Genomic DNA, 20,527 nt, shown 5'->3' with positions numbered 1-20,527 from the left:
GAGTCCGATTCCGGCGAGCCCCGATTGGACCGCGATGCTATCTCAAGCGCGATCCGCATCAGCTTGCAAGAGACCGTACAAGAGATGACGATGTCGAGTGGCGCCCCCTTCAGTCCGGCTTTGCAGCGCGCCTTCGCGCACGCGCTCGGTCACCTCTCGAAGGCCGAGGTGAGCCCCGTCAATGCGACGGCAGGCCTTGCCGAGCTTCGCGCCCGCTTCGCCCGGCCATTGCCGGAGCGCGGCACCGATGCGGCCGAGGTGATCGACGATCTCGTGCGCGATGCCGAAGGCGGCCTGCTCGGCTGCACCAGCGGACGCTTCTTCGGCTGGGTCATCGGCGGCACCCTGCCCGCCGCGCTCGCGGCCGATTGGCTGGTGTCGACCTGGGACCAGAACGCCGCCATCCATGCCTGTGCGCCGGCCGAAGCCGTGATCGAGGAGGTCGCGGGCATGTGGCTGAAGAGCCTGTTCGGCCTGCCGCCAACGGCGAGCTTTGCGTTCGTCACCGGCACCCAGATAGCCCACCTCACTTGCCTCGCCGCCGCCCGTCATCGGCTGCTCGAGCGTGCCGGCTGGGACGTCGAAGAGCAAGGGCTCACTGGGGCACCGCAACTCCGTATCCTCACCAGCAGCGAGCGGCATGGTTCGGTCGAGCGCGCCATCCGCATGCTGGGCCTGGGCAAGCGCGCGATCACCGCCCTGCCCTGCAATTCCAGCGGCCAGCTCGAGCCCGATGTGCTCGCGCGGGCCCTGGAATCCGCGCCATCGCAACCGACCATCGTCGTGCTGCACGCCGGCGACCTCAACATCGGTGCCTTCGATCCGTTTGCCGAACTGATCCCGCTCGCCCACCACCAAGGGGCCTGGGTGCACATCGACGGCGCGTTCGGCCTGTGGGCCGCGGCGAGCCCAAAGCATCGCCACCTCGTGCGCGGCGTGGAAGAAGCAGACTCCTGGACCAATGACGGCCACAAATGGCTGAACACGCCGTTCGACTGCGGCTATGCTTTCGTCGCCGATCCGGACGCTCATCGCAGCGCCTTCTCGCACCGGACCAGCTATACCCAGTTCGTCGACGATGCGCGCGACCAGATCGAATGGAATCCAGAATGGTCGCGGCGCGGCCGCGGCGTTCCGACCTACGCGGCACTGCGCCAGCTCGGCCGGACCGGCGTCGCCGACCTGATCGATCGCTGCTGCGCGCAGGCCCATGCGCTGGTGATGCGGGTCGGCGGCCTGCCCGGCGCGCAGGTGATGTGGGAGCCCGTGATCAACCAGGGCCTCGTCCGCTTCTTCGATCCGCAGCCAGGCGCAACCGATGAGGACCATGATCGCCGCACCGACGCGATCACCGCACGCATCACCGCGTCAGGCGAAGCCTTCTTCGGCGGCACCACCTGGCGCGGCCAACGCTGCATGCGCGTCTCCGTCTGCAACTGGCAGACCAGCACCTCCGACGTCGACCGCGCCGTGGCGGCGGCGCAGCGCGCGCTGGAATGCGATTAGTTGTCGCGCCGGATCGATGCGGGCGCACGACCCACAAGCGCTGCAAATTTCTATATTTCAGAATTTTGATCTTTCGCTTTTTCGGAAATCGTGTATGCTTCGCTCCATCCCGCCTCGATATGAGGGGACGTATCGCGATCGTCACGGACGTTGAGCGCGGGATGCGGTGGGCGTGTCGAGGCTGCAGCGGGTTCATCTCGCCGACGAACAGCGTCGATGCGCACGGTCAAGTCGCGCGGTCCTGATACTCCGACGCTAGTATCAAGTTCGCGACGAGGCTTCGCCTCGCGCGGACGACGGTGGCCAAAAAGCCCGGCGCACCGGGGAGAACGCGAAGCAGCCGTTAAAACCGTCGCGCAGGGAATGCCGGATGATCCGGCTGATCCTGTGGTGACTGCCGCCTGCTTTCTTTGTTGCAGGCGGGCCATGGGTGAGGCCTTCACCCGGCATTCCCTGCACCCTCTTCGTTTCAGGGGGTGAGCGAGACGCAGCAAAACCCGGGCACCTCGTGCCGCGGGACGGTGAGGTCATGCGCGAATGGCTGATCAGCCTATTCGGTGTCGTCCCGGCCTTGAGCCGGGCCCCATAGCCACAGGATGAAGTCGTTGCCGCACGCTGGTCGAAACATCGAACCACAACGACATTTCCCTGGGATTATGGGTCCTGGCTTTCGCCAGGACGACGGTGAGATCGTGGATAGCGCGCCAAAACGAGAGGGCGGCCCTGCATCTCTCCGTTGTCCACCGACGCGGGATTGTATCCGCTCCAGGACGGAGTCTTGTGGCGCACGCTCATCGAACGTCGAGTCGAACCGCCTTGCGCCAGGACTTATAGGTCCCGGCGCAAGGCCGGGAGGACAGCGAGTTCTTGGACATCGGCGACGCCCTAAAACCCGCACAATTACCGCCTGAATCCGCGAACCAAATCAGCTACACTCGTCCCGTGACAATCCGCCCAACGATTCTCGTCTTCGATTCCGGCCTTGGAGGCCTCTCGGTGCTGCGCGAGGTAGTCCGCGCGCGGCCCGACGCGCATTACGTCTATGTCGCCGACGATGCCTTCTTCCCTTACGGCCATCACACCCAGGAAGCGCTGATCGCCCGCGTGGTCCCGCTGATGGGGGACCTGATCGCCGCGCATCGGCCAGACCTGATCGTGATCGCCTGCAACACTGCCTCGGTGCAGGTGCTGGCGCCGCTGCGCGCCGCCTATAGCGTGCCCTTCGTCGGCACGGTGCCGGCGATCAAGCCGGCCTGCGCGCAGTCGAAGACCAGGCGCGTCTCCGTGCTCGGCACCAAGGCCACGGTACAGCGCGAATATACCCGCGCGCTGATCCGCGATTTCGCCGGCGGCTGCGAGGTCACGCTGGTCGGCGCGCCGGAGCTTGCCGCGCTTGCCGAGGCCGCACTGAGCGGGGGCAGCGTGGCCGACAGCGCCATTGCCGCCGAGATCGCGCCCTGCTTCGTCGGCAACGCCGCCGACGCCGCTGATCGCACCGACACCGTCGTGCTCGCCTGCACCCATTTCCCGCTGCTGCTCGACCGTCTCACGCGGCTCGCGCCCTGGCCGGTCGTCTGGATCGACCCGGCGCCGGCGATCGCCCGCCGCGTCTCGGATCTGCTGAGGCCTTCCGGCCCGACGGCCGACCCGGCCGGGGCCACCATGGTTTTCACCTCGAACAGATCACATCGGCTGAGCGAGGCCTTCACGCCATTCTTTGGCGGCCGCGTGCCGGCCTGATCGCCTGGAGTTGTGACGCCGATGTCAGCGCCGCCGCTCAATCGTCTCAAGCAGGCCTGGCGCGAGGGACGCCCGACCTTCGGCGCCATTGCCACCATCCCGAGCATCCAGACCGTGCGGATCATGGCGCAGGCGCTGGACTGGATCATCGTCGATCTGGAGCACGGGCCGATCGACCTCTCGACCGCCCACGGCATGATCATGGCGACGGCGGGCACGCCTTGCGTGCCGCTCGCGCGCGTCGCCGCCAACGAGCCGCATCTGGCGAAGGCGCCGATGGACATCGGTGCGCTCGGCATCAATTTTCCGATGATCTCGAGCCGGGCCGACGCCGAGAAGGCGGTGCGCAGCCTGCGCTACCCACCCCGCGGCGAGCGGCTGTGGGGGCCGTTCCATGCCCCGTTCCGCTGGAACGTCTCGATGGCCGACTACATGGCGAGCGCCGACGACGACATGATCTGCATGATCACGATCGAGCATGTCGAGGCAGTCGAACGCATCGACGAGATCATGGCCACGCCCGGCATCGACATCGCCGTGATCGGCCCCGGCGATCTCGCCACCTCCATCGACAAGCGCGGCCTGATCGACGATCCGCAGGTGCAGGAGCTGATGGCCCGCGCCGAGCAAGGCATCTTGCGAAGCGGCGTGCCGATCGGCGGGGTCGCGCGCACCGCCGAGCAGGCGAATGCGATGATCGCACGCGGTTATGTAGCGCTGGCGCTCGGCTTCGACTGGTCGCTGTTTCAGCGCGGCATCGCGGCGAGTTTTGAGGGAATCAAGCGCCGATGAGCTGGTCTTGGTCTTACCCCGATTACCTGCAGCGCGGCGGAAGTTCCCGATGGGACCAGCCCAGCACAGTAAGCGATTGAGGACCCGTGGCGATTTGTCCTGCAAGACGAAGCCGCTTGCCACGCAGGCACCATAAACGGTAGCTAGCCAAGCCCTACGTCGCTGGCGGGAGGCCGGCCAGACCATAACGAGCCTTTCGGGAGTCCGGGACAGGAATGCGCGGAACGAGCAAGAAAATATCGCCGCCGCGCCGCCTCATCATCGACCTGATGCACGCGTCACGCGACGTGCCGTTTGTGTCACTGGCGCGGTCGCTGAACATCCGTGCGCCGCTGGAGGCGCGCGGCCTGCTCGCCCAGCCGCCGGGTTTCGCGGCGATTTTCGCCAAGGCCTTCGCGATCGTCGCGCGTGACGAACCGACGCTGCGCACCGTCTACGCCAAATGGCCCTGGCCCTGCTTCTACGAGCTGCCGCGCAGCATGGCGATGGTCGCAATCGCCCGCGTCGAGGATGGGGAACCTTGCGTTCTGCCGCAGTGCGTTTGTGGACCGGACCGGCTTGCGCTCACCGAGGTCGACCGGCTGATCCGCCATGCCAAGGAGGCGCCGATCGCTGAGGTGCCGATGTTCCGCAAGATCATGCGGGCGACGCACCTGCCCTGGCCGCTGCGGCGGCTGGCCTGGCGGATCGGGCTGAATTTCGCACGCCAGCGCGGCAACTGGTTCGGCACTTTCGCCGTCACCGGCGTTGCTGCCTACGGCGGGGGCGAGCTGCAGGCGCTGAGCCCGGGGCCGTATATCCTCAGCTTCGACGTGGCCAAGCCGGACGGCAGCATCGCCGTGATGATTCGCTGGGACCACCGGGTGACCGATGCGGCCCTGATCGCCCGGGTTTTCAGCCAGCTGGAGCAGGTGCTCAATACCGAGATCGCAACCGAGCTGCGTGGGCTGCGTGCGGTCGAGCTCAAGGCCCTTCGAGAGCCGGTGCGGGTGGCCGGGGCGCGGGGCAGCAGCCATTTGGGCCTCTGATCCCGGCGGATGCGGCCGGTTTTCGTCGGATTCTGGCTCAAAATGGGAGCTGAAGGGTTTGACAAACCACCGGTTTCTCGCCTAGAACCCGCCCTGCTCGCGGGCCGTTTCGGCCCGCGAAGCGTTTCGCGACCCGTGGTCCGTCCCTTTGCAAGCTTTGGGGCCGGACCTGTCGGTGGCCTGACACTCTCGGGCCACACAGGAGGGCGCGTTTCCTCAACCCACGACTTCCGACTTGAAAAGAGGACGCGATGACTAAGCGCAGTGAGGCGAAGTACAAGATCGATCGCCGCATGGGCCAGAATATCTGGGGCCGCCCGAAGAGCCCCGTGAACCGCCGCGAATACGGCCCCGGCCAGCATGGCCAGCGCCGCAAGGGCAAGCTCTCCGACTTCGGCGTGCAGCTGCGCGCCAAGCAGAAGCTGAAGGGTTATTACGGCAACATTTCCGAGCGCCAGTTCCACGGCATCTATGTCGAGGCCGGCCGCCTGAAAGGTGACACCGGCGAGAACCTGATCGGCCTGTTGGAGCGCCGGCTCGATGCGGCGGTGTTCCGCGCCAAGTTCGTGTCGACCATCTTCGCCGCGCGCCAGTTCATCAATCACGGTCACATCAAGGTGAACGGCCGCAAGGTCAACATCGCCAGCTACATGCTCAAGCCGGGCGATGTGATCGAGGTCAAGGAAGCCTCCAAGCAGCTCGCCTTCGTGCTCGAGGCGACCCAGCTCGCCGAGCGTGACGTGCCTGATTACATCGAGGCCGACCACTCCAAGATGACCGCGAAATTCGTGCGCGTCCCCGCCCTGTCGGACGTGCCGTTCGCGGTGCAGATGGAGCCGCATCTGATCGTCGAGTTCTATTCGCGCTGATCTTGACCGGCGGCTTGCCCGCCACCAATTGCAGTCGTCAAAGGCCTCGGCGTTGCCGGGGCCTTTTGTCGTGAATCGGCAACCGATTCCCGAATGCAACAGGTGCCACGAAATCGCCTTACCCCCCGCTGACAGCGAATCCGTCCCGTGATTCAATGTTTGCGTTCGTAAAGTAGCGGGGCGTTCGCCATGGAGTTCAACAGGCGCAGTATCGGTTTTGGCGCGGTGATGACCGAGGCGGTCACTGCGTCCCCCTTGCCGCCGCTGCGGGCCTCGCCCCCGTTACGCGGCCGTCCCTCCGGAATTCGCTACCGGTTCAACGACGGCACGTTTCCTTCGACGGTCTTTGACATTCTCGAACGGTCCGACTGGCACGTTCAATCCGATCCCACCGCCCACGTCATCCGGCATCTGGAGAGCGGGCTGACGTTTACGGACCCCCGGCTTCTTTACGATCCGCACGCGCTCGAGCTTTTGCACTGTTTCGAAGATGCGCGCGAGGTCGCCGATGAGTGGCGGAGCATGCTGATCGGCTGGGCTGCCTTGAATGTCGGTTGGAATGTCCGGCGACAGCGCCCGCCGGGATTGAACAGCGCGTTCTACCTGTCGCCGTCGCGGCAGAGCCGGTTGGACCCTTGGCTGTTCGACTATGCCGAGGCGCCGTCCCTGGTTGCCGTGCCGTTCGAAACGGCCCCTTCCCGCCGGCCGGATATCTGGCTACATCCGCCGCTTGCAGCCTGAAGACCTGAAGCGGACCACAGCCAATGTTCTATACCCCCCCTCCGCGAGATCCGAACGCCCCGCCCGTGCGGATCAATCTTCTATCGGATACGCAGACGCGCCCGACAGCGGCGATGCGCGAGGCGATGGCCCGCGCGGAGGTCGGCGACGAGCAGATCGGCGATGATCCGACCGTCAACCTGCTATGCGAGCGCGTCGCCAGCCTTCTTGGCAAGGAAGCGGCGGTATTCATGCCGTCAGGCACGATGTGCAATGTCGCGGCAACCCTCGTGCACTGCCGGCCGGGCGATGAGATCCTGGCGCACGAGACCGCGCATATCATCTCCCGCGAGGGCGGCGCGCACGCGGCACTCGGCGGCTTCCAGATCATGCCGCTCAAGGGTGATAACGGCCAGTTCACGCCGGACACACTGCGCGCCGCGCTGCACCCGCGCAGCCGCTACCAGCCGCCGCAGACGGTGGTGAGCGTGGAGCAGACCGCCAATATCGGCGGCGGCACGATCTGGACGAAAGCCGCGCTCGACGAGATCGCCGCCATTGCCAAGGCGAACGGCATGGCAACCCATATGGACGGCGCGCGGCTGCTCAATGCGACGGTGGCGACAGGCATTGCTCCCGCGGAAATGGCCGCAGGCTGGGATTCTGCCTGGATCGATTTCTCCAAGGGACTGGGGGCGCCGATCGGCGGCGTACTCGCCGGCAGTGCCGCCTTCATCGACGAGGTCTGGCGCTGGAAGCAGCGGCTCGGCGGCGCCATGCGCCAGGCCGGTGTGTGCGCCGCGGCGTGTCTCTATGCGCTCGATCATCATGTGGAGCGTCTGGCCGATGATCATGCCAATGCGCGAGCGCTCGCGCGGGGGCTATCGCAGATCGAGGGCGTAACGGTGCAGGAGCCCGAGACTAATCTCGTGTTCTTCACCCCTGACGGAGCCGGCGTCTCCGGTGCGAAGATGGTCGGCGAATTGCGCAAGCGCGGCGTGCTGCTCGCCATGATGGACGGCCGCATCCGCGCCTGTACCCATCTCGACGTGACATCGGCGATGATTGAAGAAACCATTGGCCACGTCCGGGAGATCGTGCGCGCGGCGTAAGACTGCGGCTTTACGGCGCGAGCGCCTGATAGATCAGGCGCCGCACCTCGGTCTCGATCCGGCCGCGCTGCAACGGCGATTGCATCATCACCACCGCGAACATGTCGTCCTTGGGATCGACGAAGAAGAAGGTGCCGCCGACACCGTCCCAGCGATATTCGCCGGCCGTGAACGGCGGTGCGGCGGATACCCGCACCGCAAAGCCAAGCCCGAAGCCGCTGTCCGGTCCGGGATGATAGAAATCATCGTGCGCGATCTCCCGGCCGAGATGGTCGCGCGTCATCGAGGCCACCGTCTCGGCCTTCAGATAGCGGCGGCCGTCGAACGTGCCGCCGTTCAACAGCATTTGCACGAACCGCGCATAATCGCCAATCGTACCGGTCATCCCGGCGCCGCCGGATTCCCATCTCCTCGGACGGACGGGATCGTCCAGCCCGGCGATCGGCCCGTCGAAACGATCCTGCGGCAGCGGCTCGACAACGCGGCCACGCTTCTCCGGATCGGTGAGCGAGAATGCTGTATCGAGCATGCCGAGCGGATCGAGCAGCTTTTCCTTCTCGAACTGATAGAGCGTCTGCCCCGAGACCACCTCGATGACGCGGCCCAGCACATCCACGGAATGGCCGTAGTCCCACACGGTGCCCGGCTGCTCCGCCAGCGGCAGCTTCGCCAGACGATTCGCGAAGGTGGCGTTATCGATGTCTCCCTCGAACAGATCCGAGCTCCCATAGAGCTTGCGCACAGCGGTTTCGCCATAGAAGCCGTAGGTAATGCCGGAGGTGTGGCGCAGCAGATCCTCGATTGTGATCGAGCGTGCCGGGGGTTGTAGCGATTGCACAGTTTTGCCGTCGCGTGCCGCCAGCGCGACTTTCACATCCGCGAACGCCGGGATGTATTTGGATACGGGATCGTCGAGCCTGAGCCGCCCGTCATCGACCAGCATCATCGCTGCCACGGATGTGATCGGCTTCGACATCGAATAGAGGCGGAAGATCGTGTCCAGCGTCATCGGCGCGGCGCTGGCCGCATTGCGCATGCCGAAGCTCTTAAGAAAGACAGGCTGGCCGTGCTGCTGGATCAGGACGACGGCACCCGGAATCTTGGCGGTGGCGACCTCGTGGCGGAAATAGTCGTCCACCCTTTGCAGCGCCTGAGAATTGAAATGACGGGCGGACGTCGCTGGCGGTTCGGCGTGCGCGAGCCCTACGATCGCAGCTGCGGCAAGACCGCCAAGTATCTGACGCCGGGAAAGCGGCCCAATAGCCACGGACGAACCTCAACAACTGCCCTGGGCGATGATGTCGCTCAGGGCTTGCTCATGCCATTGCGCGCTTTTGTCCGAGAAGCAGCAGAAAACAATCTGACTGAGGTAGGTTTCCTCCCGCGTAGCCTCGATCGTCACGCCGACCGCGATGGGCGCGGCGCGTTCGGCCAGAGGGCGCTAGAGGCCGGTTGAGATCGCGGGAAGCCCATCCGCCCGCAATGTCGGCAATGACGACCTCGAACGCCGTCGCGCCGATCTTGCGGGCCGGGGAGCTCAGGCGGAGGCTGCCGTGCCGGCCGGGATGCCCTTGTCCGCGAACAACTGCTGCAGCTCGCCGCTCTGGAACATCTCGCGCACGATATCGCAACCGCCGACGAACTCACCCTTGACGTAGAGCTGGGGGATGGTCGGCCAGTTCGAATAGACCTTGATGCCGTTGCGGAGTTCGGCAGACTCCAGCACGTTCAGGCCCTTATATCCGATGCCAACATGATCGAGGATTTGCACCACCTGGCCAGAGAAGCCGCACTGCGGAAACTGCGGCGTGCCCTTCATGAACAACACGACGTCGTTCGACTTCACTTCATTTTCAATGAATTGCTCGATGCTCATTTTCGCTTCCTCTGGGGCGATTGAAGCCCCCTGCCGCCGGGTGGTCGGACCGGCTCGGTCCCCGGCAAACCTTCACTGAATCTATATGTAGCGCAAATGCTTGTTTCGCCAAAGTAAAATGCCGAAGAGCTGGCATGCAAAGGACGGGCCGGAATCGATGGGCTGATGGGAACAATATAATGGCCGGTCGAGGGTTTTATCCTGCAACCGAGCCCCTATCTAGGACGGACTGTCTGGAACCTGTTTCCCTGAGCAACGTTTTCCCCATCCACACGGAGCTCCTCGTGACCAGTCAAGCCTCCGCCGCGGCCACGCTGTCCCCGATCGCCCCAGCGCCCCCCCTCGGCTCCGAGCCGCTCGCCCGGAATCTGATCGAGGCCTATCTGGCGGTGCGCGGCGAAACCGAGCGCCGCGCGGCCCCCCTGAGCCCCGAGGACCAGGTCGTGCAGTCGATGCCGGATGCAAGCCCGGCCAAATGGCACCGCGCGCACACGACATGGTTCTTCGAGCAGTTTCTGCTGACGGACCATTGTAAAGGCTACCAGCCCTTTCACCCTGACTACGCCTTCCTGTTCAACTCCTATTATGTCAGCGCCGGCCCGCGCCATACCCGTGGCGCGCGCGGTCTCATCACGCGCCCCGGCGTCGAGGAGATCGGCGCCTATCGCCATCATGTCGATGCGGCCATGGTCGAATTCCTGGGTGCGGCGGATGCATCGATGTTGTCCGCCGTCGCCCCACTGATCGAGGTGGGGCTGAACCACGAGCAGCAGCATCAGGAATTGATGCTTACCGACATCCTGCATGCTTTCGCGCAAAATCCGGTCGCTCCAGCCTACGACGTCAATTGGCGCTTTCCGTCGTCAAACCGAGGCGGCGACGCGTGGGTGACGCTGCCGGAAGGCATCCATACCATCGGTCATTCCGGCACCAGCTTCCATTTCGACAATGAAAAACCCGCGCATCGCGCGCTGGTCGGCCCGGTGAAGCTTGCACGCAATCTTGTCACCAACGCCGAGTGGCTCGCCTTCATGAAGGACGGCGGCTACGAAACAGCGACCCTTTGGCTGATGGACGGCTTCGCAACCGCCGCCAAGGATGGCTGGCAAGCCCCCGGTCATTGGTACAGGGTCGGTGATGAATGGAAGATCATGACGCTCGGTGGACTCAGGCCAATCGATCCCGATGCGCCGGTCTGTCACGTCAGCTATTACGAGGCAGATGCTTTCGCACGCTGGAGCGGCAAACACCTGCCCACCGAAATGGAATGGGAGGTTGCCGCGCGCAGCAACGAACTTCACGACGCCTTTGGCATCGTCTGGCAATGGACCCGCAGCGCCTATGCTCCCTATCCCGGCTATCGCGCCACAGAAGGCGCGCTCGGCGAATACAACGGGAAGTTCATGGTCAATCAACTCGTGCTGCGCGGCTCGTCGCTCGCAACGCCGGCCGGTCATAGCCGTATCAGCTATCGCAATTTCTTCTACCCGCACCACCGCTGGCAGTTCACGGGGCTGCGGCTCGCCGATTACGCCTGACTACCGCCGTCTTCGACCCGTCTCCAGTTTTCGATCGCAGCGCGCGGGATTGCGTGTTGAGGAGAGTCTCATGAGTATGCACATGTCTGCCTTGGCCAATGCGCATCTGCCCGATGAACAGACCTCGGCATTTGCGAAAGATGTCGTCGCGGGCCTCTCGGAAAGCCGCAAGCAGCTGTCACCCAAATACTTTTATGACGGCACTGGCTCTGAGTTGTTCGAGCAGATCGCGCGCCTGCCGGAATACTATCCGACCCGGACCGAACTCGGCATTCTTCGCGATCGCGGGCCAGATATTGCGGCGATCATTCCCGAGGGCGCGGCGCTGGTCGAGTTCGGCGCCGGCGCTACGACCAAGGTTCGGCTTCTGCTGAAAAGCTGCAACTTCGCCGCCTATGTACCCGTCGATATTTCCGGGGAATTCCTGAATGCGCAAGCCGACGCTCTGCGCCACGATTTTCCAGCATTGGCGGTGCATCCGGTCACGGCAGATTTCACGACAGCATTCAGATTGCCTGATGTCATCGAGGACCTGCCCAAGGTCGGCTTCTTCCCGGGCTCGACGATCGGCAATTTCGAGCCGCACGAAGCCTGCCGCTTTCTCCGCTCGGCACGTGAGATCCTCGGCCCGGGCGCGCTGATGATCGTCGGCGTCGACCTGGAGAAGGATGAGCGGATCCTGCACGCGGCCTATAATGATGCAGCCGGCGTGACGGCGCGCTTCAACCTCAATCTCCTGGTCCGGATCAACCGCGAACTGGGCGGCAATTTTGACGTATCCGCCTTTGCTCACGATGCGATCTACAATCGGGAGCAGCACCGGGTCGAGATGCACCTGATCGCCAAGAAGCCGCAGACGGTGCGCCTGCTCGGCGCGGGCTTCCACTTTCGGGCAGGCGAAAGCATCCACACCGAAAACAGCTACAAATACAGTATCGAGCGCTTTGACGCCCTCGCCCACGCCTCGAGCTGGAGAGTCAGGACGACCTGGACCGATGACGCGAAGATGTTCTCGGTTCACGCGCTGGTCGCGGAGCCGTAAAGAAAGCGGCCGGTTTCAGCGCTCCGGCACGCCGGTCTGGAGCGCCAGCGCGTGCAGAACACCGCCCATCTGCCCGCGCAGGGACTGATAGACGACCTGGTGTTGCTGGACACGGGACTTGCCCCGGAAGGATTCGGAAATGACGGTCGCCGCATAATGGTCGCCATCGCCGGCGAGATCGCGGATCGTCACCTCGGCATCAGGGATCGCAGCCTTGATCATCGCTTCGATATCGCGGGCATCCATCGGCATCCCAGTTTGTCTCCTTCAGTTGAGCCAATCGATCGTCGCGCTCATTCGTGCCGATTGAGCGGCGCGAATCAAGGCCCTCTCGCGCGACCGTGATGCGGAAATTTAGCCCGAACCGCTTCCAGCGTCACCTCTCAAGTGCCTATATAACCACCACAGCGCCGGGGACGAGCAGACCGCATGATCTGCGGCGGATTTTCTCCGGAGCGACTTATTTTGCCTGCGGCGACTTGCTTGCCTGCGGCGATTTGGAGGCCAACCCGTCATGAAACTCCCGGGACCAGATCATCCGATCACGATTACCGCGAATCCGAACCGGGTGCGCGTCATAGCCGACGGCGTGGTGATCGCCGACACCACGAAGGCGCTGACCTTGAAGGAGGCAAGCTATCCCGCCGTCCAGTATGTGCCACGCGCGGACACCAAGATGGAGCTGCTTCAGCGCACCGAGCGTGTAACGCATTGTCCGTACAAGGGCGACGCCAGTTATTTCAGCGTCGCCGCAGACGGCAAGACGCTGGATAATGCGATCTGGACGTATGAGACGCCGTTCCCGGCCATGGCCGAGATCTCGGGCTATCTGGCGTTCTACCCGGACAGGGTCAGGATCGAGGAAGTGGCCGGCTGACTCCATCGTTCAGCCTCCAGCGTCTGGCGCGAAGGCACCGGACGCCGGAGGGCCAACGGTATCGGCACACAACGCTATACCCTGAAGACCGTAAGTCCGAGGACCAAGAGCACCAGGAAGATCACGAGGAAGATGTAGAACAGAATGCGCGCGATGTCGGCGGAAGCCGCCGAGATTCCGGTGAAGCCGAGAATGCCGGCGACCACCGAGATCACGAAGAAGAGCAGCGCCCATCTCAGAAGTGTCACGGTCCAATCCTCCCAGTAGTGAATTGTGCGCCGCAGCGGCGCAGTCCACGTGATTAACGAGGAGGGTTGGAGACAGTTCCAGCGAATGCGCGGAGAGCGAGCGCCAGCCGCCGCCGGAACGGGGGTGTTTCCGCAAGACAGACTGAGCAACATGGTGCGCTGCCCTTGCCATTTGCAGTGCAACCGACAACATGGATCGAGTGCTTCGATTCCGAAGTTCGCTCGGCAAGCTCATTTGCAGGTTGCGGAATCAGGGCATCAGGGGGGCGGGCTCGCATGGTCATCTCGGTTTCGCAATCCGCTGCGGCTGGAAAGGTGGAACTCCAAACGCTGCCGCACACCAGGGCGCGCAATGCCGCGCTCGACCACGCGCGCACGTTCCTGACCATCGTGGTCGTGCTGCACCACAGTGTCATCCCCTACACCTATTTCGGACACACGGACCCGAGCTCGTTCATAGGGTTCGACTGCATCGTGCTCGCCACAGACAGTTTCTTCATGGCGATGTTCTTCTTCCTGTCGGGGCTGTTCGTGTGGCCGGGACTGAAGCACAAGGCGCCGCATGTCTTCTTGCGCGATCGCCTGTTGCGGCTCGGCCTGCCTTTCGCCATCGCCACCCTGACCATCATCCCGCTCGCCTATTATGCGATCGAATTGCGCGCCAATCCCGGCACAAGCTTTTCCGCCTTCTGGTGGACCACCGTCACGATTGGCCCATGGCCAAGCGGCCCGGTCTGGTTCGTCTGGGTGCTGCTCGCCTTCGATCTCTCGGCTTGCTTGCTCCATCAGCTGTCGCCGAACCTGCTCGATCCGATCAACCGGCTATCGCTGCGCGGCTTCGACCGGCCGCGCACCGTCTTCCTGTTCCTGGTCGCCCTCACCGCAATCGTCTATGTCCCCTCGCGGGTCTATTTCGGTCCAAACGAATGGTTCGAATTCGGCCCTTTTTCGGTGCAGACGAGCCGTGTACTGCTCTATGCGGCCTATTTCTACGTTGGAGCCGGCATTGGAGCGGCCAATTTCGAGCGCGGCGTGCTGGGCGCCGATGGCCAGCTCTCGCAAGACGGGCTGCCGCGCTGGATCATCGCCACGCTGATCCCGTATTGCCTGCTATGGGGCCTGATCGCGATCAAGCGCGAGGTGCTGGGCAATCCTCCGGACCAGCCCGACTGGTATGAAGCAAGCTACGGCCTGTTCTTTGCGGTGTTCAGCGCCGGCATGATGTTCTGCATTCTCGCCTACTTCCTGAACAATCGGCGCTCGGAATTCTCCGTGCTCGATCGCATGCAGGCCGACGCCTACGGCATCTTCCTGGTGCATTATCCGTTCGTATTGTGGATCCAATACTGGCTGTTCGACTTCCACCTGCCAGCGATCGTCAAGGCTACGATCGCCTTTGTCGGCACGCTGCTGCTGAGCTGGGGCGCGACGCGGGCGCTGCGGCAGATTCCCGGTGCAAACAGCGTGTTGTAGAGCGATCCGCAATCACAAGAGCGAGATTGCGCACGACGAACAAATACCGCTGTCGTCCCCGCGATCTTCGACCAGCGCGTAAGCCAACTCCGGCCTGGGAGTTGGCTCCCGGCTCGCGCTTCGCTTGGCCGGGACGACGAGCAGGCAATGCCCCCTACAGCTCGCCGCTCATGTAGGCCGGCAACCAGTTCTCGAACCGCGTCTTCAACGCTTCGACCGCGACCGAGGCCTCGCCGGCGATCGCGATGGCGTCGCCGCCGGTGGTGCCGATCCTGACGCAGGGAATGCCGCAGCCGCGCATCTTCGCAAGCACCCGGCCCGCCTCACTCTCCGGCACCGTGACGAGGTAGCGAGCCTGGTCCTCGCCGAACCAATAGGCGTGCGGCACGATCGCGCCGGATGCAGCCAACAGCCGCGCGCCGATGCCCGATGCCATCGCCATCTCGGCAATCGCAACGAGAAGTCCGCCATCGGACAGATCATGCACAGCAGTCGCAGTGCCCGCATGGATCATGCCGCGAACCACATCGCCATTACGTTTCTCGGCGTCGAGATCGACCGGCGGCGGCGCGCCCTCCTCGCGACCACAGAGCTCGCGCAAGTAGACCGATTGGCCGAGCCAGCCATGGGTCTCGCCCACCAGCAGGATCGCCTCGCCTTCCGTTTTGAACGCAAGCGTCGCCGATTTGGTGAAGTCGTCGAGGAGGCCGACGCCGCCGATCGAAGGCGTCGGCAGGATCGCCCTGCCGTTGGTCTCGTTGTAGAGCGACACGTTGCCGGACACGACCGGGAAGTCGAGCGTGCGGCAGGCCTCCGAAATGCCCTTCAGGCAGCCGACGAACTGCCCCATGATCTCAGGCCGTTCCGGATTGCCGAAATTGAGGTTGTCGGTGATGGCGAGCGGCCGGCCGCCGACCGCGGTGATGTTGCGCCAGGCTTCCGCCACCGCCTGCTTGCCGCCCTCGAACGGGTCGGCCTCGCAATAGCGCGGCGTGACGTCGACGGTCAGCGCCAAGCCCTTCGGCCCCTCCTGCACGCGGACCACGGCGGCATCGCCGCCCGGCCGCTGCACCGTGTTGCCGAGGATGACGTGGTCATACTGCTCCCACACCCAGCGCTTGGAGCACAGGTCAGGCGTTGCGAGCAGCTTCTCCAGCGCCGGAATGATGTCCATCGGCGCCTTGACGTCGCGGGCATGAATCACCGGCAGCGCCGGCGAAGCGACATGCGGCCGATCATAGAGCGGCGCCTCGTCGCCCAGCTCCTTGATCGGCAGGTCGGCCATCACGTCGCCGCCATGCTTGACGATGAAGCGCTTGCTCGGCGTGGTATAGCCGACCACGGCGAAGTCGAGCCCCCATTTGCGGAAGATCGCTTCCGCCTCCTTTTCTTTCTCCGGCTTCAGCACCATGAGCATGCGCTCCTGGCTTTCCGAGAGCATCATCTCATAGGCGCTCATGCCGATCTCGCGGGTCGGCACCGCATCGAGGTCGAGGTCGACGCCGAGATCGCCCTTGGCGCCCATCTCCACCGCCGAGCAGGTCAGGCCCGCCGCGCCCATGTCCTGGATCGCGATCACGCAATCGGCCGCCATGATCTCCAGGCAAGCCTCCAGCAGGAGCTTCTCGGCAAAGGGATCGCCGACCTGCACGGTCGGCCGCTTCTCTTCCGAGGCATCGTCAAACTCGGCCGAGGCCATCGAGGCGCCGTGGATGCCGTCGCGGCCGGTCTTGGAGCCGAGATAGACGATCGGCATGTTCACGCCGGAGGCCGCCGCATAGAAGATCTTGTCGGCCTCGGCGAGGCCGACCGCCATCGCGTTGACCAGGATGTTGCCGTCGTAGCGGGTGTGGAAGCGCATCTGGCCGCCGACCGTCGGCACGCCGAAGGAATTGCCGTAGCCACCGATGCCCGCGACCACACCGGACACGAGGTGCCGCGTCTTGGGATGCTCCGGCGCGCCGAAAGACAGCGCATTGAGACAAGCGATCGGGCGGGCGCCCATCGTGAAGACGTCGCGCAGGATGCCGCCGACCCCGGTGGTCGCGCCCTGGTAGGGCTCGATGTAGCTCGGATGGTTGTGGCTCTCCATCTTGAACACGACCGCCTGGCCGTCGCCGATGTCGATCACGCCGGCGTTCTCGCCCGGGCCCTGGATCACCCAGGGCGCCTTGGTCGGCAGCCCGCGCAGATGGATGCGCGATGACTTGTACGAGCAGTGCTCGTTCCACATCGCCGAGAAGATGCCGAGCTCGGTGAAGGTCGGGACCCGCCCGATCAGCTGCAGGATGCGCTCATATTCGTCCTGCTTCAGGCCGTGGGCGGCGACGATCTCGGGGGTGATCTGCGGTTCGTTGCTGTGCATCGTGTCGGATTCTCGCGGAAACCGCGCCTTGACCATCCCACCGGGATCGGGGGCGTCAGTTGCGTTCATAGAAACATCGGCCGGGCCGGAAAAGGCCTTTTACGGCCCTATTCCGCCCTGTCCAGAGCTTTACCCCGCCGACCGGTCCACCGATTTGCAGATCGGCGGTCAATCGGATTTAAGACGGCAAACCAGCAGTTAAAGGCCCTTGCCCGTGCACGACCTCGCCCGATCCGCCTTCGACAACCGTCCCGGCCTCCATGTCGCCACCGAAGGCGAATTCGCCGGCTGGCGCACTTGGCTGCGCGACAGCTATGAGAGCCATACCGGGCCGTTCTGGCACCGGATGGAGGACGACGGCTCGATTCGCTGTGCGTTCCGGGTCGAGAGGAAGCACCTCAACGGCGCCGGCAACGTCCACGGCGGCTGCTTGATGACATTCGCGGACTATTGCCTGTTCGCTTTCGCTGCACCGATCCTGCAAGGTCCGGGCGTAACCGTCTCATTTGCTTCCGAATTCCTCGATGCCGCCCGCGAGGGCGAGCTGGTCGAGGCGACCGGCGAGGTCACCCGCGCCGGCGCCTCGCTGATCTTTTTGCGCGGCATGCTGAAGTCCGGCACGCGGCCGCTGTTCTCGTTCTCCGGCACCATCAAGCGGGTCAAGCGCCGGACGCCGGAGACGGTCAGTTCGCCTTAGTACGGAGATACCGACGAGCTTCCTCGCCCTGTCTGGGGGGCTTGAGCACGAATCTACCGGAAGCGCGATCAAGCCGCGCTTCCGGTCGTAGCCTGCGACCGCTTACTGCTGTTGCTGCTGCGGATCGATCACCTGAACGACCTTCTGATTTTGCGGGTCGACCAGCACGAACTGATCACCGATCGCGACGTACTGATAGGAAGCCAGCTCCGGGTTGCTTTGGGCGAGCTCGTCCGGCACACGCCGCAAGGTCAAGCAGTTCGACCCGGAGGACGATGATGAGGCCGTGCCCACCGTGGTCGACTCGCCTGAAGCGCGGCGCAGGATCTGGCGCTGCTCGTCCGAGAGCACGATCCGCGAGCGGCCGCCGCTGTACGCGTAGCCATAGCCGCTGTCGGCGCTGACGCCGCGCTCCGGAATGACATCGACGATCTCGCGGCTGCGCGGATCGACGATTGCGATCTCGTCGTGAACCACGGTGTACTCGTAATCGCGATATTCGGGCACGATGGACACGATATCAGCCGGCAGCGGACGCGGCCGCACCCGCTCCGGCAGGCGCTCACCGACATTGACGTTGATGTTGATATCGGTCCGCGCCTGGTCGAGATCGCGGTCGCGGCGCAGCCGGTCGACCACCTGCGTGCGCTGCTGGTCATTCACCGAGGCCGACATGCGCGAGCCGTTGCGGTCGGGCTGGTTCTGGTTTTGGTTCTGAGCCTGGCCGGTCGCCTGTCCAGGCTGCGCATTCTGCTGCGCCGTCGAGCTGCCGCGAGGCATTGGCTGCTGCGCGGCGGCGTTGTTGTCCGGGCGATTCGACTGGGTCGTCGCCTGGTTGTTGCGCTCGGTGCCCTGCTTCTCCGCGGCGCGATCGGGAGCCTTGCGCTGCTCCTGGCTCTGCTGCGCGGCGCCGGTGGCATTGCGGTCGTGACGATCGGCCTCACGGTCCTGCGGCTGGTTCGGCTGGCTGGATTTGCCGGTTTCGGCGGCACGGTTCTCGCCCTTGCGCTCGTCCCTCTGGCCCTGCTGCCGCTTGGTCTCCGTCGCCTCCTTGGCGTCGCGGCCTTCGTGCTGGTCGCGCTGAGCGCTGGAGGATGGCGAACGCTCGCTCTTTTCAGACTGCGCCGCATTCGATCCGGCCTTATCGGACTGCGCCGCGCCTTGGCCGACGGTCTGCTTGCTGTCGCGGGAGTGTCGCTCTTCAGCCTGCTCACGGCCGGACGATGCGCCGCCTTCCCCGCGCCGCTGGTCCTGCGCGCTCTGCTTCATCTCAGAGCCGGCGCGCTCGGCGGCGCCCGAGCGTTCGCCGGCAGCAGAACCCTTGGCTTCGCTGCCCGGACGGCTCGCCTCGTGAGATGTCGAGGGCTGCTCGGTGCGTGCGCCCTCGTGCTTCATGTCAGGTTGGCTCTGGGCGAGAGCTACGCCCGAGCCGGTCGCCAGCGCCAGCGCGATGGCCGCAGTGCCAAGCCAATATTTCGATGTCGTCGTCATGGGTGAACCTCCTCCTGGGGTTCCCCTGCCCCGTGGAACGGGCATACAACGCCACGGGCCGCACGCCGTTGCGCGCGACCGCTGCAAAAATTTAAGGAACGATTTCGCCGGACGCGTTACGCCGCGCGGTCGAGATGGGCCACGAGGCCCGCGAAGAGACCACGGCCGTCGGTGCAGCCCATGATGTCTTCGACGTGATTCTCGGGATGCGGCATCATGCCGAGCACATTCCCGTTCTCGTTGACGATGCCGGCGATCGAATGTGCCGCGCCATTGATGTTGGCATCCGCATCGACCGCGCCTTCCGGCGAGCAGTAGCGATAGAGAATGCGGCCATCGCCTTCGAGACGCTTCAACGTCTCTTCATCCGCTTCGTAGTTGCCCTCGCCATGAGCGACCGGGACACGGATCACTTGCCCGGCGTTGTAGCCGCGCGTGAACGGCGAATCCGAGCGCTCGACGCGCAGATGCACGTCCTTGCAGATGAACTTAAGCTTCTCATTGCGCATCAGCACGCCCGGCAACAGGCCGGACTCGCAGAGGATCTGGAAGCCGTTGCAGACGCCGAGCACGAGCCCGCCCTTGGCGGCGAAGTCGCGCACCGCATCCATGACAGGCGCGCGGGCCGCGATCGCGCCACAGCGCAGATAATCGCCATAGGAGAAGCCGCCTGGCACCACCACGAGGTCGGTGCCCTTCGGCAGCGAACTCTCCGCGTGCCAGACCATCGCCGGCTCATGGCCGGAGATCAGGCGCAGCGTGCGCGCCATGTCGCGCTCGCGATTGATGCCGGGGAAGACGAGGACGGCGGATTTCATAGCCTCAACTGGCCCTGTGTGCTTAGCCTCTCTCCTTGTGGGAGAGCGTGGTCCAAATGTCGCTCGGGAGAGGGCGGAGGACGCCTACCCCAACAGCTCCACCCGGTAATTCTCGATCACCGTGTTGGCGAGCAGCTTGTCGGCCGCGGCCTTCAGCGCAGCTTCTGCCTTGGCCTTGTCGGCACCGGCGAGCTCGATGTCGAACACCTTGCCCTGCCGGACGCTGGCAACGCCATCGACGCCGAGCGACTTCAAGGCCCCCTCGATCGCCTTTCCTTGCGGATCGAGGATGCCGGATTTCAACGTCACCGTGACACGCGCTTTCACGTCACTCA

At 64.5% G+C, this 20,527-nt stretch carries 21 protein-coding genes; 13 read left to right on the top strand and 8 right to left on the bottom strand.

Annotated features, from left to right (window positions below; translation table 11 throughout):
* Positions 1 to 90: 90 nt before the first annotated feature.
* The 7 genes from QX034_RS24675 (at position 91) to QX034_RS24645 (ending at position 7,767) form a co-directional block, all read left to right on the top strand.
* A complete protein-coding gene (locus QX034_RS24675) occupies positions 91 to 1,506 on the top strand; it encodes a pyridoxal phosphate-dependent decarboxylase family protein (RefSeq protein ID WP_316195897.1) in 1,416 nt (471 codons plus the stop codon).
* Between the two features lie 942 nt (positions 1,507 to 2,448).
* On the top strand, positions 2,449 to 3,246 hold the full coding sequence (gene murI / locus QX034_RS24670) for a glutamate racemase (RefSeq protein WP_315706041.1): 798 nt from the start codon (positions 2,449 to 2,451) through the stop codon (positions 3,244 to 3,246).
* A 21-nt stretch (positions 3,247 to 3,267) separates the two neighbouring features.
* On the top strand, positions 3,268 to 4,038 hold the full coding sequence (locus QX034_RS24665) for an HpcH/HpaI aldolase family protein (RefSeq protein ID WP_315706042.1): 771 nt from the start codon (positions 3,268 to 3,270) through the stop codon (positions 4,036 to 4,038).
* A gap of 215 nt (positions 4,039 to 4,253) precedes the next feature.
* The gene (locus tag QX034_RS24660; RefSeq protein ID WP_315706043.1) at positions 4,254 to 5,066 is read left to right on the top strand and encodes an acyltransferase; all 813 of its coding nucleotides are present in this window, start codon (positions 4,254 to 4,256) and stop codon (positions 5,064 to 5,066) included.
* Positions 5,067 to 5,317: 251 nt separating this feature from the next.
* The gene (gene rpsD / locus QX034_RS24655; protein ID WP_315706044.1) at positions 5,318 to 5,935 is read left to right on the top strand and encodes a 30S ribosomal protein S4; all 618 of its coding nucleotides are present in this window, start codon (positions 5,318 to 5,320) and stop codon (positions 5,933 to 5,935) included.
* A gap of 228 nt (positions 5,936 to 6,163) precedes the next feature.
* The gene (locus QX034_RS24650) at positions 6,164 to 6,676 is read left to right on the top strand and encodes a hypothetical protein (protein ID WP_315728578.1); all 513 of its coding nucleotides are present in this window, start codon (positions 6,164 to 6,166) and stop codon (positions 6,674 to 6,676) included.
* 23 nt (positions 6,677 to 6,699) lie between these two features.
* Positions 6,700 to 7,767 (top strand): threonine aldolase family protein, encoded by a 1,068-nt coding sequence (locus tag QX034_RS24645; RefSeq protein ID WP_315706046.1) that lies wholly within the window; start codon positions 6,700 to 6,702, stop codon positions 7,765 to 7,767.
* A gap of 10 nt (positions 7,768 to 7,777) precedes the next feature.
* Here QX034_RS24645 and QX034_RS24640 read toward each other — a convergent pair whose 3' ends face one another.
* A complete protein-coding gene (locus tag QX034_RS24640; protein WP_409977535.1) occupies positions 7,778 to 9,028 on the bottom strand; it encodes a serine hydrolase domain-containing protein in 1,251 nt (416 codons plus the stop codon).
* Between QX034_RS24640 and QX034_RS24635 the strand changes: the two genes are divergently transcribed.
* Positions 8,930 to 9,223 (top strand): hypothetical protein, encoded by a 294-nt coding sequence (locus QX034_RS24635; RefSeq protein WP_315706358.1) that lies wholly within the window; start codon positions 8,930 to 8,932, stop codon positions 9,221 to 9,223. The genes QX034_RS24640 and QX034_RS24635 overlap by 99 nt on opposite strands.
* An 81-nt stretch (positions 9,224 to 9,304) precedes the next feature.
* Here the strand turns inward: QX034_RS24635 and grxD are convergent, their stop codons facing one another.
* Positions 9,305 to 9,643: a Grx4 family monothiol glutaredoxin gene (gene grxD / locus QX034_RS24630; RefSeq protein WP_315728576.1), complete on the bottom strand. Its 339-nt coding sequence runs from the start codon at positions 9,641 to 9,643 to the stop codon at positions 9,305 to 9,307.
* A 284-nt stretch (positions 9,644 to 9,927) separates the two neighbouring features.
* On the opposite strand from grxD, the gene egtB reads away from it, so the two are divergent.
* Both egtB and egtD read left to right on the top strand, forming a co-directional pair.
* The gene (egtB, locus tag QX034_RS24625; RefSeq protein ID WP_315728677.1) at positions 9,928 to 11,181 is read left to right on the top strand and encodes an ergothioneine biosynthesis protein EgtB; all 1,254 of its coding nucleotides are present in this window, start codon (positions 9,928 to 9,930) and stop codon (positions 11,179 to 11,181) included.
* A gap of 70 nt (positions 11,182 to 11,251) precedes the next feature.
* Complete coding sequence (gene egtD, locus QX034_RS24620; RefSeq protein WP_315706049.1) at positions 11,252 to 12,223, top strand: L-histidine N(alpha)-methyltransferase; 972 nt, start codon at positions 11,252 to 11,254, stop codon at positions 12,221 to 12,223.
* A 15-nt stretch (positions 12,224 to 12,238) separates the two neighbouring features.
* Here egtD and QX034_RS24615 read toward each other — a convergent pair whose 3' ends face one another.
* Positions 12,239 to 12,475, bottom strand: a complete 237-nt coding sequence (locus tag QX034_RS24615) for a BolA family transcriptional regulator (protein WP_315706050.1) — start codon at positions 12,473 to 12,475, stop codon at positions 12,239 to 12,241.
* Between the two features lie 262 nt (positions 12,476 to 12,737).
* On the opposite strand from QX034_RS24615, the gene QX034_RS24610 reads away from it, so the two are divergent.
* Positions 12,738 to 13,100, top strand: a complete 363-nt coding sequence (locus QX034_RS24610) for a DUF427 domain-containing protein (RefSeq protein WP_315706051.1) — start codon at positions 12,738 to 12,740, stop codon at positions 13,098 to 13,100.
* A gap of 74 nt (positions 13,101 to 13,174) precedes the next feature.
* Here QX034_RS24610 and QX034_RS24605 read toward each other — a convergent pair whose 3' ends face one another.
* On the bottom strand, positions 13,175 to 13,348 hold the full coding sequence (locus QX034_RS24605) for a DUF1328 domain-containing protein (RefSeq protein WP_315706052.1): 174 nt from the start codon (positions 13,346 to 13,348) through the stop codon (positions 13,175 to 13,177).
* A 276-nt stretch (positions 13,349 to 13,624) separates the two neighbouring features.
* On the opposite strand from QX034_RS24605, the gene QX034_RS24600 reads away from it, so the two are divergent.
* Positions 13,625 to 14,821 carry an acyltransferase gene (locus QX034_RS24600; RefSeq protein WP_315706053.1) on the top strand — a complete coding sequence of 399 codons (1,197 nt, stop codon included), beginning with the start codon at positions 13,625 to 13,627 and terminating at the stop codon, positions 14,819 to 14,821.
* 154 nt (positions 14,822 to 14,975) lie between these two features.
* Here the strand turns inward: QX034_RS24600 and purL are convergent, their stop codons facing one another.
* Entirely contained in the window at positions 14,976 to 17,186 is a 2,211-nt protein-coding gene (gene purL, locus QX034_RS24595) for a phosphoribosylformylglycinamidine synthase subunit PurL (RefSeq protein ID WP_315706341.1), read from the bottom strand.
* Positions 17,187 to 17,400: 214 nt separating this feature from the next.
* Here purL and QX034_RS24590 point away from each other — a divergent pair, with 214 nt between their 5' ends.
* Positions 17,401 to 17,883 (top strand): PaaI family thioesterase, encoded by a 483-nt coding sequence (locus QX034_RS24590; protein ID WP_315706342.1) that lies wholly within the window; start codon positions 17,401 to 17,403, stop codon positions 17,881 to 17,883.
* A gap of 102 nt (positions 17,884 to 17,985) precedes the next feature.
* On the opposite strand, the gene QX034_RS24585 is transcribed toward QX034_RS24590, so the two are convergent.
* From QX034_RS24585 to purS, 3 genes are all read right to left on the bottom strand, one after another.
* Entirely contained in the window at positions 17,986 to 19,374 is a 1,389-nt protein-coding gene (locus QX034_RS24585) for a DUF1236 domain-containing protein (RefSeq protein WP_315728574.1), read from the bottom strand.
* Between the two features lie 116 nt (positions 19,375 to 19,490).
* Positions 19,491 to 20,192: a phosphoribosylformylglycinamidine synthase subunit PurQ gene (gene purQ / locus QX034_RS24580; RefSeq protein WP_315706055.1), complete on the bottom strand. Its 702-nt coding sequence runs from the start codon at positions 20,190 to 20,192 to the stop codon at positions 19,491 to 19,493.
* A gap of 84 nt (positions 20,193 to 20,276) precedes the next feature.
* Complete coding sequence (gene purS / locus QX034_RS24575; RefSeq protein WP_315706343.1) at positions 20,277 to 20,519, bottom strand: phosphoribosylformylglycinamidine synthase subunit PurS; 243 nt, start codon at positions 20,517 to 20,519, stop codon at positions 20,277 to 20,279.
* Between the last annotated feature and the right edge of the window lie 8 nt (positions 20,520 to 20,527).

The sequence above is a fragment of the Bradyrhizobium sp. SZCCHNR3119 genome (genome assembly GCF_032487775.1).
GTDB lineage: Bacteria > Pseudomonadota > Alphaproteobacteria > Rhizobiales > Xanthobacteraceae > Bradyrhizobium.
The sequence above is the reverse complement of the archived record's forward strand: the minus strand, read 5'-3'. Positions and strand labels throughout refer to the sequence as shown.

What these genes read in the sequence shown, in the direction of transcription:
- QX034_RS24635 (WP_315706358.1), top strand. Translation starts at nt 8,930, where the DNA reads ATGACGGGCGGACGTCGCTGGCGGTTCGGCGTGCGCGAGCCCTACGAT.
- purQ (WP_315706055.1), bottom strand. Translation starts at nt 20,192, where the DNA reads ATGAAATCCGCCGTCCTCGTCTTCCCCGGCATCAATCGCGAGCGCGAC.
- purL (WP_315706341.1), bottom strand. Translation starts at nt 17,186, where the DNA reads ATGCACAGCAACGAACCGCAGATCACCCCCGAGATCGTCGCCGCCCAC.
- QX034_RS24675 (WP_316195897.1), top strand. Translation starts at nt 91, where the DNA reads ATGTCGAGTGGCGCCCCCTTCAGTCCGGCTTTGCAGCGCGCCTTCGCG.
- QX034_RS24615 (WP_315706050.1), bottom strand. Translation starts at nt 12,475, where the DNA reads ATGCCGATGGATGCCCGCGATATCGAAGCGATGATCAAGGCTGCGATC.
- QX034_RS24585 (WP_315728574.1), bottom strand. Translation starts at nt 19,374, where the DNA reads ATGACGACGACATCGAAATATTGGCTTGGCACTGCGGCCATCGCGCTG.
- QX034_RS24600 (WP_315706053.1), top strand. Translation starts at nt 13,625, where the DNA reads ATGGTCATCTCGGTTTCGCAATCCGCTGCGGCTGGAAAGGTGGAACTC.
- rpsD (WP_315706044.1), top strand. Translation starts at nt 5,318, where the DNA reads ATGACTAAGCGCAGTGAGGCGAAGTACAAGATCGATCGCCGCATGGGC.
- grxD (WP_315728576.1), bottom strand. Translation starts at nt 9,643, where the DNA reads ATGAGCATCGAGCAATTCATTGAAAATGAAGTGAAGTCGAACGACGTC.
- QX034_RS24650 (WP_315728578.1), top strand. Translation starts at nt 6,164, where the DNA reads ATGACCGAGGCGGTCACTGCGTCCCCCTTGCCGCCGCTGCGGGCCTCG.
- QX034_RS24660 (WP_315706043.1), top strand. Translation starts at nt 4,254, where the DNA reads ATGCGCGGAACGAGCAAGAAAATATCGCCGCCGCGCCGCCTCATCATC.
- QX034_RS24610 (WP_315706051.1), top strand. Translation starts at nt 12,738, where the DNA reads ATGAAACTCCCGGGACCAGATCATCCGATCACGATTACCGCGAATCCG.
- QX034_RS24665 (WP_315706042.1), top strand. Translation starts at nt 3,268, where the DNA reads ATGTCAGCGCCGCCGCTCAATCGTCTCAAGCAGGCCTGGCGCGAGGGA.
- egtD (WP_315706049.1), top strand. Translation starts at nt 11,252, where the DNA reads ATGAGTATGCACATGTCTGCCTTGGCCAATGCGCATCTGCCCGATGAA.
- QX034_RS24645 (WP_315706046.1), top strand. Translation starts at nt 6,700, where the DNA reads ATGTTCTATACCCCCCCTCCGCGAGATCCGAACGCCCCGCCCGTGCGG.